This is a genomic window from Anabaena sp. UHCC 0253 (assembly GCF_009712085.1).
GTDB lineage: Bacteria > Cyanobacteriota > Cyanobacteriia > Cyanobacteriales > Nostocaceae > Dolichospermum.
On record NZ_VILD01000012.1, the window covers coordinates 39842 to 54684 of the forward strand.

The following is a 14843-nucleotide window of genomic DNA, read 5'->3' on the forward strand; positions in this document are numbered from 1 at the left end:
ATGTCTTGAACGATTACTTCTTCATACCCTTTGAACTGTGCGTCTGCTGGTAGTTTGTCTTGGGGGGTATTCTAGGATTTTTTCTCTGTCTATTTTAATTGTTTGATTTTTACTGCCCTTGGAGTGCTGTTTTGGGGTCTTTCTTTCTTGTTCTGATGAGTGCTTATTTTCAAACCCTTTCTTGTTCTTGGCTTTTATGTCTGGTTGACCTTGTTCTCCCTTCAATCGGTTGTTTTCATCTTTTAACCGTTGATTCTCTGACTCTAAGCTTTTGACTTTTAATTGTAATTGCTCTATTAGGTTTAGTAATATCTCTACTGTATGACGCATTGATTCGTCTGCAATCCCTTTTGGCTCGATGGTTTGCAGTAAATCTGATATTGATTTGTCACTCTCAATAATTTTTTGTGTCATGTCTCCCATTCTATGACACTGTGTGTACCTCGTTGCACTTATTTTCCTCTGTTACCCCTACTTATTGAGCCGATACGAAAATTGTAGGTTGGGTTACGCGATAGCGCAACCCAACAAAGCCTCGAAAATGTTGGGTTTCCTTGCGTCAACCCAACCTACTTAAATAAGAAAAATGAGGTATTTTTAACAAATTCGGGGAAGTTGATCTCCTACTATCATATCAACTATTCTTTCTGCACCAAAGGCGGTTTTTAAGAGGACTATTCCTGGTGGTGTGGGAATTATTTTACCTATGATAGATGCTTGTTTTCCGGTTGGATGATTTTGCATTGTTGCTAAAATTAAATCTGCTTTTTCTGGAGGGGCAACTATGACTAATTTACCTTCGTTAGCTAGATATAAGGGATCTAAACCTAATATTTCACATACTCCATTTACTTCTTCTCTAATAGGAATGGCGTTTTCATTGATGCTTATTCCTACGTTAGCCGTAAGGGCAAATTCATTTAATACTGTGGCTAAACCGCCTCTGGTTGCGTCTCGCATGGCGTGAATTTGAGGACAAATTTTAATAATTTCGGCGACTAATTCATGCAATGGTTGACAGTCACTTTCTATATCTGTTTCTAATGCTAATTCTCCTCTAGCAATTAATATTGCTGTTCCATGATTTCCAATTTCACCGTTTATAATTACTACGTCTCCCGGTTGAATATTGCGGGGAGAAATATCAATATTTGGGGGAATTATGCCAATTCCCGCAGTGTTAATAAATAGTTTGTCTGCACAACCACGATTAACAACTTTTGTGTCTCCTGTGACTATTTGCACTCCGGCTTTTTGGGCTGCTTTCTGCATACTTGAAACTACACGGCGTAATGTTTCTACGGCTAAACCTTCTTCTAAAATGACGCTACAGGTAAGATATAAGGGTTTTGCACCACTGACGGCTAAATCATTAATTGTGCCATTAATTGCTAGTTCTCCTATATTTGAACCAGGAAAAAATAAGGGATCTACTACATAGGAATCTGTGGTAAATGCTAATCTGTTTCCATGTTGAGAAAGGCTGGCTAAATCAAATGTTGCTTGATCTTCTAATTGGGAAAGAATGGGATTATTAAAAGTTTTAACAAAAACATCATCTATCAAATCACGCATGGCTTTACCACCGCTACCATGTGCGAGATTAATATGTGTATCACGGACTTTTCCCTGCCGACGACGGACTTGTTCGATTTTTTGAAAAAGTGGATTTTGATTGGGGATAATTGTCATTCTAAATTGGTTTATAAGTATAAATTTTGGATTTTTTGACAGGCAATATGCCTGTCATTTTAAGTTATTTACCAATTTTTTCTGTCATCTCTTTCGTCCCTATCTTTTCTCTCATCTCTGTCTTTTCTTTCATCTCTATCTTCGCGCTTATTGTTGTTTTTGTCATATTGTAAAACGCCACCAATTGCCAAATCTTCTCGTTCAATTTCTTCAATGTGAACAGTTATATATTCGGATTTAGTATCTAAAGTGGAGGCTAAAGCATCAGTCACAGCCTTGACTAATTTGCGCTTTCTTTCTATGGAGTTACCCTTACTAATGCGGACGGTTACATAAGCCATGTGATTTTCCTCAACTTGTACAAGTTAGACTGATAAAGGTTTGGTAGATACACCTGATTTATCTCTTTTTGCCATAGTTGAAAGTCGCCCATATTTGTAATATGCTGCACAAGCACCTTCGGAAGAAACCATACAAGTTCCTATGGGTGTTTCTGGTGTACAAGCTGTTCCAAATACTTTACATTGCCAAGGTTTTAAAACTCCTTTGAGAATTTCTCCACATTGACAAGCTTTATGATCTGCTACTTTTAAATTAGGAATTGTAAATTTAGCTTCAGCATCAAATTGGGCATATTTTTCGCGGATTTTAAAACCGGAATTGGGGATTTCTCCTAAACCTCGCCATGCAAATTTTTCTCGGACTACAAAAACTTGATTCATGGCTGCTAGTGCGTTTTTATTTCCGGCTGGTTCTACTAATCGGTTATATTGATTTTCAACTTGACAACGATTTTCTACTATCTGTTTTAATAACATCCAAATTGATTGGAAGATGTCTAATGGTTCAAAGCCGGAAATAACTATAGGTTTATGATATTTTTGGGAAATAAATTCGTAGGGTTCTGTTCCTATCACCATGCTTACATGACCTGGACCAACAAAACCATCAAGTTCTAAATCTGGATTTTCTAATAATGCTTGTAAGGCGGGAATTACTAATACATGATTAGAAAACATACTAAAGTTAGTGATATTTTCTGCTGCTGCTTGGAGGATAGTAAATGCTGTACTGGGGGCGGTGGTTTCAAAGCCTAAACCGAAGAAAACTATTTCTTTATGGGGGTTCTCTTTGGCAATTTTGAGGCTGTCTAAGGGTGAGTAAACCATGCGAACATCTGCACCTTGGGCTTTAGCTTGCAAGAGGCTGGTTTTTGCACCGGGTACGCGCATTGCATCGCCAAATGTGGTAAAAATGATGTTGGGGTATTGACTGAGGGCGATCGCATCATCTATTCTACCTTTAGGCATTACACAAACTGGACAACCAGGACCATGAATTAGTTCGATATTATTAGGTAATATTTCTTCGATTCCGTATTTAAAAATTGCATGGGTATGTCCACCACATACTTCCATTATTTTTATATGTCTATCTATTTGTTGACTGAGTTTTGCTATTTCTTGTTGTAAGGCTTGGGCTTTTTCTGGGTTACGAAATTCATCTACATATTTCATATTTTTATTTCTCACGCAAAGGCGCAAAGACGCAAAGGAAGAGAGGTTTTAAGTATAAGATTGGGCTATTTCTTGCAGTAATTTTAATGTTTCTGCGGCTTCTTGTTCGTTGATTCTATTCATGGCGAAACCGACGTGGACTAATACCCAATCTCCTATACAAGCTTCTGGGGGGTGTTGTTCGTCAACTATACAGGCTATGTTTATTTGACGTTTTACTCCTCCAATATTAACTGTAGCTAGTTTATGTTCTCTGTTGGTTATTTCTGTTATTTGTCCGGGTATTCCTAAACACATTTTGTTTTTCCTTTTTTTGAAGATTTATTTCACGCAGAGGCGCAGAGACAACAGAGGTTTTTATGTTATTTTTTTTAAGTATTTAGCGGCTGTAATTACGCTTTGTCCTAGTGATAAACCTCCATCATTTGCGGGTAATATACTATGGGTGAGGACTTTTATTTCTAATTTTTCTAACCGTGTTTTTACTTGTTGTAATAAAATCCGATTCTGAAATACTCCTCCTGTTAATGCTACTTGATTAAATTGATGTTCTTGTCTAAGTTTTTCAACTATTTGGGCTATGGTAATGGCTAAACTTTTATGGAATTTTGCAGCTATTTCTGATGAGGATATGTGCTGTTTTATATCATTGAGTATTTCTGTCCATGTTGGAGATGTACCTATATAATAAATATTATCTAATTTTTCTAATTTAAAGGGATAATTTAGAGTTTCTTTATCATTGTTTAAAATATTAATATCAGCTATGGCTTCCATTTCTATGGCTGCTTGTCCTTCATAACTACATTTTTCTGGACAAATACCTATTGCGGCTGCTACTGCATCAAATAATCTCCCTACTGATGATGTTAAGGGTGAATTAATACCTTTGGCTATGATTTGATTGAGTAGTTGAGGATTTTTATTTTCTAGAATTTTGATAATTGCTAAATCACTATATTTTTGTTTTATTTCTTCCCATGCGAAGGAGTTTATTAATTGAGAGTATGTATTTCTCCAAGGTTGATAAATTGCTTGTTTTCCTCCTATCATGGGTAGAGGTTTAAATGTAGCTAATCTTTGAAAGTTTTGATAATCTGCTAGGAGAAATTCTCCACCCCATAATGTACCATCTTCACCATAACCTAAACCATCATAAGCTATTCCTAAAATCGGTTTTGAGTCTAAAGGAATTTGATTTTCTGCCATACAAGCTGCTATATGGGCGTGATGATGTTGAATTTCATCTAATTTAATATTATTCACTATTGCTAGTTCTTTACCAAGTTTAGATGATAGATATTCTGGATGTTTATCAATAGCAATTATTTCTGGTTTATGTGCAAATAAGTTTAAATATAAATTTAATGTTTCTTGATACCCATTGAACGCGGCTACGTTTTCTAAATCTCCTAAATGTTGTGATAAAATTGCCTCACCTTCTCGTAATAAGCAAAAGGTATTTTTTAACTCGCTACCCATTCCTAAAATTGGCGGAATTTTCTCAAATCCTGGTGGTAATTTAATTGGTGCTGGTGCATATCCCCTAGCACGTCTGAGGGTTTGAATTTGATTATCAATAACTCTGACTACAGAATCATCTACTCTATTGACAATATCGCGGTTATGTAAAAGAAAATAATCGGCTATTTTCGATAATTTATCTTTTGCATCTTTATTATTTATACATTGCGGTTCATCGGAAATATTACCACTAGTTAAGACTATGGGGCGATTCATGCGTCTGAGAATTAAATGATGTAAAGGTGTATAAGGTAGCATGAAACCCAGCGTATTTTGTCCTGGGGCGATAGAAGATGGTAATTTATGATGATTTTTAATATTTAATAAAACAATAGGTGCAGCAGAACTTGTTAATAATTCTTTTTCTAAATCATTAATATCGCAATATTCAGTAAATAATATTAATATCTCTTGCCATTAAAGCCAAAGGTTTATGATCACGTCGTTTGCGATTTCTGAGTTTAATAACTGCATTTTCTAAAGTTGCATCACAAGCTAAATGAATACCACTTAAACCTTTAATAGCAACAATTTCACCATTTTGTAATAAAGTACAAACAGCATCCACATCATCCAACATTGAAAACATATCAGATATCATAGGTTTACCGTCAGCACGTTCTAACCATGCACGGGGACCACAAGTAAAACAAGCCACAGGTTGGGCATGAAAACGACGATTTGCTACATCTTCATATTCCCTTTCACACTCTCCACACATTGAAAAATTCACCATGCTGGTGTTATTTCTATCGTAAGGAATAGCCCGAATAATACTCAACCTTGGACCACAATGAGTACAATTAGTAAAAGGATAACGAAAATAACGACTAAAAGGATCAAAAATATCCTTTTGACATTGAGAACAAGTTGCAGCGTCAGGAGAAACTTCAGTTTTCACCACACTATTAACACTACGAGAAATCACAAAATCATCAAAATTAAACTCACCCAAATATGGACTCCTAATCACATCAGTAATTCTTGCCAAAGGAGGACATTCTTGATATAATTGATTAATAAAATCCGTTATTTCTTCCTCACTACCAGAAACACGAATTAACACCCCTTCACCATCATTATAAACATCACCCTTTAACCCAAAAACCTTCGCTAAACGATAAACAGTAGGACGAAAACCCACACCTTGCACAGTACCACAAACCCTAACTTCTTCTATTCTCATCTTTCCTCCTTTGCGCCTCTGCGTCTCTGCGTGAGATCATCAAAACTTCCAAATCAAAACGCGATTATTTCCAGAATCAGCAATCACCGCAATTTCATCACAAACCTTAATTCCATAACACCAATTTAAACTTTCTCTTGTTGGTAATCCAAAATTCCTATTTTCACTCTTACTTGTAAAACTATCTTGTCCCATAACACCATCAGCATCTGCACCATGTAATAATAAAATAGATTCTCGTTTTTTCCATCCTAGCAAACGAGAATTAGCAGTATCTGCAACTATTAACCAATCCTTCCATATATCTACGCCATAAGGCATACTTAAACTACTCCGAATAGGGAAATAAACCCCTTGATTTAATTCCACAAAATTGAAGTTTTTTTGTCCTAAAATCACCGCACAAGCAGCATTATTTTCTGTGGGGATTCCCTCCCAAATCATCACCCGGTTATTACCTGCATCAGTAACAACTAAATTCTCTTCCCAAAGAGTGATATCATGACACCAGCGCATACTAGAAGCAGTGGGAGAAGCACCACCATTTTCATTACGAGATATCATATCTGGTTGTCCCAAAACGATATCCGCAGGTTGTCCATTTTCTATTGGTAATTGATTCCAAATTAATAACCGACGATTTCCAGTATCAGCTACAAATAATTTATTTTTATAACAGAAAATACCATAAGGCCAGTGTAAAGTATTAGCCGCAGGTTGTTGACTTCCCCGGTTAGGTATATTATCAATAAAGTTAGCTTGTCCTAATACCAAATCTGCGGGAATATGACTATCTTTCGGGATATTATGCCAGATTAAAATGCGATGATTCCAAGCATCTGCAACAGCTAAACCATTACCATATTTACAAATACCTGTAGGGACACTAAATGTAGATTTTCCAGGTGTACCTTTGGCGTTTTGTCCTTCACTATAAAAGTCAGGTTGTCCGATTATCCAGTCAGCAGGTTGATGATCTTTTGTGGGTAAATTGCGCCACCCTAATAAACGATGATGTCCTGTATCTGCTACCCATAATGGTCCTGTTGGTGATAATAAACAAGCTGCACGGGGTCCAAACATTGTTGTGGGAGTAGGTGCAAGAGGAATTACTAATTGTTCTGGTGTAATATTATTTCCTAATATTATTTTTGCACCGTCAGCAGATAGGGGTAAATTAAGTATATTTTTAGTTTGCAATGTAGTTTTAGGAAGTAATATTTATTAAATATCCCAGTTTTTACTGTATGGAAAAATCTGGAATATTTATATCAATTTCCTCTATTAGTCGCAAAATTTCTGTTAAAGAAAATACAATTTTTTGATAATGAATAATTTCATCATTAGATAATTTTAGCGTGGCGTTTTTTCTGTCTTTCAACCATTTATCTAATACTTGGTATCTACCAATTTTAAATTCCCAGATAACTTATTATTTTTTCTGGGTGAGTAATACCCACCCAGTCTTTTAAACGATGATAATTGAATTAACGATGCCGTCTATTGTAACGACATCTGTAATACTTGCCCCGATAATATCTGTAACTATTTCTGCCAGTACAAGTCCGATAACGTCTAACATGGGTAGTTGTCTGACGACGGCGATTATGAGTTGCAGAATCAGCATTTTCTGCAATACCCAACACAGACATAGACGCTATCACAGTAGCGAGAAGAAAAGATGCAATACGTTTCATGGGGATGATTTGAAGAATCAGTAATTATTTCTACAAACACATAAATTTGATGTTGATGAAGCGGAGATTCCATAAAGCTTTAAATAGATATTATCATCAAAGATTCTAAAATTGGTATTAATCATCAATATCTTATTAAAACTTAGTCATTAAATATAATCTAAAAGTTAACTCAGTTTAATTACTTGAAACTTGATCTTTTATTGTCTAAATAATAATTTACAAAATGAATGGTATACTTAAATCATCATATCCTAAAAATACTTAATCTCTTTGGTTGGGTTTGCTTGCCTCAAACCAATCTATAAACTAGAATAATAAAAAAGGATACCGTCATGAATACATCTGTAAAAACAATTAAAGTCTACGACGAAATTGTAGATTTTATTGCTGCTGGTACTACTCCCGCAAGTGTGATTAACTTCCACCTTTCCGAAACAGCACAAAACCGTTTAGAAGATTTAATTGATGGTGCTAAAAATAATGAGCTAACAAAAGAAGATAGAGAAGAGTTAGAGTATTTTTTGACTCTAGAACACATTATTAGATTAGCTAAGGCTAAGGCTCATAAATATATTAATGTTGAGGGTAAATAAGGTGTCTCGTACTTACATTAATTTAGAAATAAGGCGTTTAGTTGTGGAACGTGCTGGTAATATCTGTGAATATTGTCTAATTTCAGAAAAAGATACGACATCTTGTCAAGTTGATCATATTATTAGTGTCAAACATGGTGGTATAAGTACAGAGGATAATCTCTGTTAGAGTGTTCCAAACAATAAATGATCCAAAACCAGAGATTGCTTCATTCCGCTCCGCTCCATTCGCAATGACAATTGGGCATTTTTTTACTTGGAATACTCTTATGCTTGTGTTTTCTGTAATCTGCAAAAAGGTACAGATTTAGGTTCAATTAATTGGCAAAATGGTGAATTAGTAAGATTTTTTAACCCCCGTAGAGACTTATGGGGTGATCACTTTCGACTTAATGAAGCTGTAATTCAACCGTTAACAGATATTGGTGAAGTAACATCACGTATTCTCGATTTTAACAAAAATGAACGGATTATAGAAAGACAATTATTAATAGAAGTTGGTAAGTATCCTTCAACAGCAGGAAAAGAAAAAATGAGTAAATAGTAAAGTAGGTTGTTTTGATCCAAATAAACCCACTATTTATCCATTTTACATTTTACGTTAGTTTTCTTAACTCAAATTACAACTATAAATTATTAATTATTTGGTGGGCAATGCCCACCTTAAAAAGCTATAAATTCACACCATGTTTTTTAGCAATTTCTACAAGTTGCTCATATTGATGTTGTGATGCTTTAGCTAAAATTGCATCTGCTTCTTCTGGATTAGTACCATCTTTAGGAATTAAATACTTAACATAAAGAGAAACAAAATCAACTACAGCCGCTAATCCTGGCAATTCGTGTTTATCGGCTTGATTTCCAGCAATTACAGCCACCAAACCCGCTCTAATTGGGTCAGGTCTTACCTTCATAAATTGGTCAACTAATTGCTTAGAATAATCCGCTGAGGCTAAATTTTTTAACTTACTTTGATCAGGTTTAAATTCTAATCCTGCGGCGCTTGACTGCTCTAACATACACCATTCTATAAATTCTTGCAGTGCGGCTTCAGGAAGCTGAGGAAGATATTGATGTAGTTCTAAATTAGACACAATTAGTTACCAATTTTAGTAAATTTGTCATTGATAATTGATAATTCATAATATAATATTTAGGAATTACCAATTACTCATTAAAATCCAGACTAACCCACAGAATTGGGAACTTTTGTACTGCAAACAACAATTATAAGATATACACAAAAATGCAAAAAAAAAGACACAAAGATAGAAAATCTCACTCCCTCTCTGTGCCTCTGCGTCTCTGCGTGACACAAAAATTAAGCCGTTCTAAAACGTGCCAATTCCTCCCCAGTTTTCGCATCATGAGCGTGAACAGTACACACCAAACATGAATCAAAAGAACGGGCGACATGACCAACTTCCACCGGATCTTTAGGGTCTTGAATTGGTGTTCCTATTAATGCTTTTTCAATCGGTCCTAGTTGTCCTTCACCGTCACGGGGTCCGATATTCCAAGTACCGGGAGCGATAACTTGGTATTGTTTAATTTTGCCTTTTTCGATTTCTACCCAGTGACATAATGCACCTCTAGCGGCTTCAGTTGCACCCCAACCTTTACCATCTTTTTCTTCTGGTTTAATATACCAAGGATCGTTTAATTTGAACTCTCTTAAACAGCGTTCAGCTTGACGATATAGTTTAACTATTTCGTGGACTCTTCCTAATTGACGAAGATGAACACTTGCACCACCCATTTTCTTGAATGTGTCCAGAATAAATGGGTCATGATGTTGCCAAGATTCCCCATGATTTCCCCCTGCAACTAATTGACGGGCTAGGGGTCCGGCTTCTAAACGTCCTAAGTCTTGGTGGAGGACTGCACTTGACCAAGAATATGCGCCAGTAAAGTCTTTTTCGTTGTTATTAATTGGGTTTGTTGTGCGATCGCTCGGATGCCAATCGTGAGTACCTTCATCATACCAAGAATGGGTTAAATTCTCCCGAATAAAAGACTGATTAATCAAGCTATGAGTATCAGTGAAGCTATCATAAACACCGCCTTTCATAATCACAGCAGCGTTACGTCCTTCAATGGTGGGATGATTATATTTATCCTCATGGGGAATATAACCCCAAGTTACATATTTACCCACACCAGCACCATATCGATCCAAACCGATATCTAAACCCATGCGCCAATATAAACCTAAGTCTGATTCTCGATGTTTAACATCTTCATTTAACCACTTTTGAAAGTCTTCATAAGATTGAATTTCCTCATATCTTTCTAAAGAACATCCTAACCAAACTGGTTCTAACCAATTGGTGCGGAAATATTCGAGAATCCCCCAAGCGCGGGTAATATCAGTCAAAGTGGGAGCGCACATCACACCACCAGGCACCATATAACTGCTATGACAACAGGTGATATGCTGTAAATGTTCCTGAGTAACTTATTTTATCAGATAATTTAGCTCAGTCAGAACATTTTATTTTCACCATTTCAGTTTATAAATAAGGGAATATTTAGGGAATGAGCGGACAAAATCAGGGTAATTGCGAGGGGACTTATGCGACATCTACACAGGAATATGCAAATGCAGACTCAAGCGACTGGTTCGCAGATATGTTTGCAGATTTTGAGCCGCAGAACACCACAGACGGCAGCTATAGGGGAACAATGGCGAAAATAAAAGCAACGGAATTACAGTATCAAGCAGTTTTTGAACAGAAGTTAGTCGAAGCCAATACTAATTTAAAAAGGGAGAGAATAAGAGTTAGTATTAAACAAACTGGCAATTCTCTCCAATTACGCGCTACCTTACCTTTAAAACCAGGAGATATCAGTTCAGGTAAGACAAAAAAGCAGTATGATTTATCTCTAGGAATACCCGCAAATTTGGAGGGATTAAAAACGGCAATTGAGGAAAGTTACGAGTTGGGTAAATTAATCGCTCGTCATACTTTCGAGTGGAATAAGAAGTATTTAGGAATTAAATCGAGAGAAAAGCAAGAGATCAAAACAATTGGAGAATTATTAGATACATTTGATGAAAAATATTATCAAACCCGTCAGAAAACTATAACTAGTCAAAATACTTTTGCTAATTATATATCTGTAATTAAAAGAAATTTAACTCTTACCCATTTAGCCACAAAAGAAAATTTTGAGGAAATTATTAATTCATTTCAGGGTAATAAAAAAAATGAACTAATAGCTGTAACTTCTGTTTTAATTAAAACCTTTAATTTAGGATTTCAACTCGATGTCAAACGAGATCATGTCACTCCTGCTTATCGAGAAATTCCTGAAGATGAAAAAATAATCTCTGCTTTTGACCTTTTTGAAAAATTCGCCCTCAACCGCAAAAATACAAATATTAGTGATGAAATAGACACCTGGGAAATGTGGCGTTGGGTATATGGAATGTTGGCGACTTATGGGTTAAGACCAAGGGAACTATTTGTACAACCGGATATTAATTGGTGGATGTCCCCCCAAAATATAGATCATACTTGGAAGGTGAATAAAAATACCAAAACTGGATATAGAGAAGTTATTCCTTTTGTACCGAAATGGGTAGATTTATTTGATTTAAAAAATCCCAAACCATTAAATATTTTAGAAAGAAAAGTTGAAAAAATTGCCTCTGTACAAAATATTAATTGGATGCGAAGAGATATATCCAGATGGTTTAGAAAGGTGGGAATTGAATTTCAACCTTATGATTTACGGCATGGTTGTGCGATTCGAGCGCATCTTCAGGGAATACCAATTAAAGCCGCAGCAGATAATTTAGGTCATACTGTTGATGAACATACAAAAACCTATCAAAGATGGTTTGGGATTGAAAACCGGAAAAAAGCCTTTGGTGAGGTAATTAGTCAAAAGTCTTTAATTGAGTTGCAGAAGAATGAAATATTGGCGCTACAGATGGAGAATAAAAGGTTGAAGTTGGAGGTGGAAAAGTTGAGATTATCGGTTGGGTAGAAGATTCCTGTATAATAACCAGTTAGGCTAATTTTCTCACTTAGAGTCCATATGAACCAGAATCAATTTCCTTGCCCAGAGTGTGACGCAGGGCAAAGTCCAAAAGAGCAACTTTACCAAGAGTTAGGGAGTCGTCAAGCAAGACAACTTCCATGTGCTTTATGTAAGGGCAATCTCTATGTTTCTTTGGAGCGAGTTATACGATACTTTGAGACATACGGCGGCTCACAGGCTTACCAGCAATACATGGAGAAGTGTCAAAAATCACAGGCTTCTGAAGAAGACAACAACATCTAGCTTGATCAATAGGGAACTTCTCAGAGAAGACAATCTTTCTAGTACGATTGCCGATCTTGTCAGGTGCGTTACACTCCGTTAACGCACCATATTGGTTTTGAACCAGGTTTTCCATAAAAAGAACCGAAGAACCGTAGGAGTTAACTATCTGAATCAGAATTAAAAATATGTTTTAATCTTTACATAAATCGCGTAAAATACTTTTACTCATAGATGTTTTAGGTATTTTACCCCAGTAAAAAGTAGTATGTATCTATTTTATATTGATGAAAGTGGAACGGGTTCACAAGACAATAACACAAATTATTTTGTTTTCTCTAGTATCGCTATCCATGCAACAGATTACAAAAAAAGCCATGAGAAAATTATTCAGCTAAAACAAAATATAATAAAAGAGAAAAAAGCTGAAGAGTGGGAGTTAAAAGGTAATGAACTTTGCAAAGGTAAGGCAGTCTTTAAAAATTGGCAACTTGAAGATCGCGTACGTACATTTTCAAGTATATCGGAAACTGTAAATCAATTACCATTTAATATAATTTCTATTATAGTTAACAAAAAAATACTATTTGAAAATAGAGAAGAAATGAGATATGACGTAAACCTTTACCGCTTTGCTTTCCAAAACTTATTAAATCACTTAGATAGTTTTCTGAAATCATCCAATGAAAGTGGAATTTTATTTTTAGACTCACGGTCAACACATAGGAGCAGTATACAAGATGATCGCTTAGTTAAAGATTATATAGAGTGGCTTAACTCTCTTCAATATGACTGTAATTTTGTAGAACAACCCTGGTTCGGTACTTCAAAATCTTATGTAGGTTTACAATTAGCAGATTATGTCGCTTATTTGATTAGTTTAAAGACACAAAATATACAGGAAAGTCATCGTGATTTTGCATTTCTCAAAGCTTTTGATATTCTCCAGGAAAAAATTCATTTAGTGGAAATTCCTGAAAACTAGAAAAACCATTAAAATAGTAAGCCCACAGCTAATAAAGCTGCGGGCCTTGATTTGCATAGGTTTATAGAAAACCCATAGTTTTTCTGAAAGTTGAGATTATATGTGACAGGCGCAGGGTATTTCAACCTTGCCATAACTTCCCGTGCAGTTCGGGATACCTTGTCATAATCTACAAGTTACAAGTTACATATTCATAGTAACACAGTTTTTGATTTGTGGTGTATGTCTTGGTTATTTTATGGGAATTACGCAATATGTGTCTGAAAACCTTATGTTGTATAGTGTGATCGCATATCTTGTAGGGTGCGTTAACGGAGTGTAACGCACCATATTTATGATTATTTACTGATTTTCGGTGCGTTACGCTGTCGCTAACACACCCTACTAATCGTCCCAATATCCTTGAGGTTTTTCCTTTCTGCCATCTTTACCCCAATCTGGTGGATAAATTCCCTGAGCGATAAACCGATGAATACTGGAATACTGCCAATCTTGGGGACTTTCACACAATCCATGTCGAGCCGGATTATCATGAATATAATCACAATGGAGCGCAAAATCCCGTTCATCCCGAATTAAATGCTCCCAAAACCGACGTTGCCAAAGATTACTTTCTCCTCGCTTTTGTCGTGATTGAGAAACCTCCCGATTAACTCCTAATTCTTGTCCATAATGTTTAGTAACATAAGTTTTAATTAAGCGCAATCTCACCGACAAATATTTATCATCAGGGGGTAAAGTCCACAAACAATGAAAATGATCAGGTAATAAAACAAAAGCATCAATACAAAAAGGATATTTTTCCTTTACTTTTTCTATTGCTTCTCGGAGAGATTTTCTCCCTATATCAGTACAGAGCCAAGATTCTCTTTGATAAGTGACTTGTGTGATGAAATATGTACCTCCAGAAACATTAGGTCTTCTATAATTAGGCATAGGAAGTTAGTATAGGTGAAATTAATTTTTAAATTATTTATTGTATTGTCACATTGCTTGGGTAAGAACATTTCTCGCTAAACTATAATCAGGGAAACAGCAGGATGAGATTATGAACTTAGATACAATTCAACAAGATATTGCGTCTCTTCCTCCCGATGCACAACAAATCATAGTGGAACTCGTAGAAGTCCTGAAAAAACGCTATCTTCTGAATCAACATGAATCCTCAGAAAATTCCTTGCAAGACTGGTCAGACTTTATCGGTTGCATAGAAGCTGAAACAGACCTCTCAAAAAACTATAAAAACTACTTAGACCGTGAACTTAACCAAAAATATGATCATAGTTGATACAGGCTTTTGGTTAGCTCTTGCCAATAAAAACGATGCAGTTCATATAGCCGCCAAAACGATTTCAAAGATTTAGCTAAATCAGC

General features: G+C 35.7%; 15 protein-coding genes and 2 pseudogenes. 6 read left to right on the plus strand and 11 right to left on the minus strand.

From position 1 onward, the window contains the following. Positions 1–21 precede the first annotated feature (21 nt). The 8 genes and pseudogenes from FJR38_RS24740 to FJR38_RS24775 form a co-directional block, all read right to left on the minus strand. Positions 22–414 carry a hypothetical protein gene (locus FJR38_RS24740; RefSeq protein ID WP_254449554.1) on the minus strand — a complete coding sequence of 131 codons (393 nt, stop codon included), beginning with the start codon at positions 412–414 and terminating at the stop codon, positions 22–24. Between the two features lie 183 nt (positions 415–597). After that, entirely contained in the window at positions 598–1692 is a 1095-nt protein-coding gene (gene hypE, locus FJR38_RS24745) for a hydrogenase expression/formation protein HypE (RefSeq protein ID WP_168540030.1), read from the minus strand. Positions 1693–1760: 68 nt separating this feature from the next. Further along, the gene (locus FJR38_RS24750) at positions 1761–2033 is read right to left on the minus strand and encodes a 4-oxalocrotonate tautomerase family protein (RefSeq protein WP_168540032.1); all 273 of its coding nucleotides are present in this window, start codon (positions 2031–2033) and stop codon (positions 1761–1763) included. A 24-nt stretch (positions 2034–2057) separates the two neighbouring features. Continuing rightward, positions 2058–3209 carry a hydrogenase formation protein HypD gene (hypD, locus tag FJR38_RS24755; protein WP_168540034.1) on the minus strand — a complete coding sequence of 384 codons (1152 nt, stop codon included), beginning with the start codon at positions 3207–3209 and terminating at the stop codon, positions 2058–2060. A 48-nt stretch (positions 3210–3257) separates the two neighbouring features. Further along, positions 3258–3506, minus strand: a complete 249-nt coding sequence (locus FJR38_RS24760; protein WP_168540036.1) for a HypC/HybG/HupF family hydrogenase formation chaperone — start codon at positions 3504–3506, stop codon at positions 3258–3260. A gap of 60 nt (positions 3507–3566) precedes the next feature. Beyond that, positions 3567–5919 (minus strand): annotated as a pseudogene (hypF, locus tag FJR38_RS24765) (carbamoyltransferase HypF). A 39-nt stretch (positions 5920–5958) separates the two neighbouring features. Next, complete coding sequence (locus FJR38_RS24770; RefSeq protein ID WP_168540038.1) at positions 5959–7119, minus strand: hypothetical protein; 1161 nt, start codon at positions 7117–7119, stop codon at positions 5959–5961. Between the two features lie 287 nt (positions 7120–7406). Then, positions 7407–7616 (minus strand): hypothetical protein, encoded by a 210-nt coding sequence (locus tag FJR38_RS24775; protein ID WP_168497427.1) that lies wholly within the window; start codon positions 7614–7616, stop codon positions 7407–7409. A 335-nt stretch (positions 7617–7951) separates the two neighbouring features. On the opposite strand from FJR38_RS24775, the gene FJR38_RS24780 reads away from it, so the two are divergent. From FJR38_RS24780 to FJR38_RS24790, 3 genes are all read left to right on the plus strand, one after another. Continuing rightward, positions 7952–8212, plus strand: coding sequence for a hypothetical protein (locus tag FJR38_RS24780; protein WP_168497429.1), 261 nt, complete (start codon positions 7952–7954; stop codon positions 8210–8212). 1 nt (position 8213) lies between these two features. Next, positions 8214–8381 (plus strand): HNH endonuclease, encoded by a 168-nt coding sequence (locus FJR38_RS24785; protein WP_371418288.1) that lies wholly within the window; start codon positions 8214–8216, stop codon positions 8379–8381. A gap of 87 nt (positions 8382–8468) precedes the next feature. Next, complete coding sequence (locus tag FJR38_RS24790; protein ID WP_254449555.1) at positions 8469–8756, plus strand: hypothetical protein; 288 nt, start codon at positions 8469–8471, stop codon at positions 8754–8756. A 127-nt stretch (positions 8757–8883) separates the two neighbouring features. Here the strand turns inward: FJR38_RS24790 and FJR38_RS24795 are convergent, their stop codons facing one another. After that, positions 8884–9306, minus strand: coding sequence for a hypothetical protein (locus FJR38_RS24795; RefSeq protein WP_168497433.1), 423 nt, complete (start codon positions 9304–9306; stop codon positions 8884–8886). A 227-nt stretch (positions 9307–9533) separates the two neighbouring features. After that, positions 9534–10634: pseudogene (locus tag FJR38_RS24800) on the minus strand (nickel-dependent hydrogenase large subunit); the annotation flags it as partial. 116 nt (positions 10635–10750) lie between these two features. Here FJR38_RS24800 and FJR38_RS24805 point away from each other — a divergent pair. Both FJR38_RS24805 and FJR38_RS24810 read left to right on the plus strand, forming a co-directional pair. Continuing rightward, positions 10751–12208 (plus strand): site-specific integrase, encoded by a 1458-nt coding sequence (locus FJR38_RS24805; protein WP_168540040.1) that lies wholly within the window; start codon positions 10751–10753, stop codon positions 12206–12208. A 544-nt stretch (positions 12209–12752) separates the two neighbouring features. Continuing rightward, a complete protein-coding gene (locus tag FJR38_RS24810) occupies positions 12753–13469 on the plus strand; it encodes a DUF3800 domain-containing protein (protein ID WP_168540042.1) in 717 nt (238 codons plus the stop codon). Positions 13470–13853: 384 nt separating this feature from the next. Here FJR38_RS24810 and FJR38_RS24815 read toward each other — a convergent pair whose 3' ends face one another. Continuing rightward, positions 13854–14405: a transposase gene (locus tag FJR38_RS24815; RefSeq protein WP_168540044.1), complete on the minus strand. Its 552-nt coding sequence runs from the start codon at positions 14403–14405 to the stop codon at positions 13854–13856. A gap of 112 nt (positions 14406–14517) precedes the next feature. On the opposite strand from FJR38_RS24815, the gene FJR38_RS24820 reads away from it, so the two are divergent. Next, a complete protein-coding gene (locus tag FJR38_RS24820) occupies positions 14518–14757 on the plus strand; it encodes a hypothetical protein (protein WP_168540046.1) in 240 nt (79 codons plus the stop codon). Positions 14758–14843 lie beyond the last annotated feature (86 nt).

Bases quoted from the DNA above. Each gene is read 5' to 3' on its own strand.
- FJR38_RS24740 (WP_254449554.1), bottom strand. From the start codon at position 414: ATGACACAAAAAATTATTGAGAGTGACAAATCAATATCAGATTTACTG.
- FJR38_RS24810 (WP_168540042.1), top strand. From the start codon at position 12,753: ATGTATCTATTTTATATTGATGAAAGTGGAACGGGTTCACAAGACAAT.
- FJR38_RS24775 (WP_168497427.1), bottom strand. From the start codon at position 7,616: ATGAAACGTATTGCATCTTTTCTTCTCGCTACTGTGATAGCGTCTATG.
- FJR38_RS24750 (WP_168540032.1), bottom strand. From the start codon at position 2,033: ATGGCTTATGTAACCGTCCGCATTAGTAAGGGTAACTCCATAGAAAGA.
- hypE (WP_168540030.1), bottom strand. From the start codon at position 1,692: ATGACAATTATCCCCAATCAAAATCCACTTTTTCAAAAAATCGAACAA.
- FJR38_RS24805 (WP_168540040.1), top strand. From the start codon at position 10,751: ATGAGCGGACAAAATCAGGGTAATTGCGAGGGGACTTATGCGACATCT.
- FJR38_RS24760 (WP_168540036.1), bottom strand. From the start codon at position 3,506: ATGTGTTTAGGAATACCCGGACAAATAACAGAAATAACCAACAGAGAA.
- FJR38_RS24780 (WP_168497429.1), top strand. From the start codon at position 7,952: ATGAATACATCTGTAAAAACAATTAAAGTCTACGACGAAATTGTAGAT.
- FJR38_RS24815 (WP_168540044.1), bottom strand. From the start codon at position 14,405: ATGCCTAATTATAGAAGACCTAATGTTTCTGGAGGTACATATTTCATC.
- FJR38_RS24820 (WP_168540046.1), top strand. From the start codon at position 14,518: ATGAACTTAGATACAATTCAACAAGATATTGCGTCTCTTCCTCCCGAT.
- hypD (WP_168540034.1), bottom strand. From the start codon at position 3,209: ATGAAATATGTAGATGAATTTCGTAACCCAGAAAAAGCCCAAGCCTTA.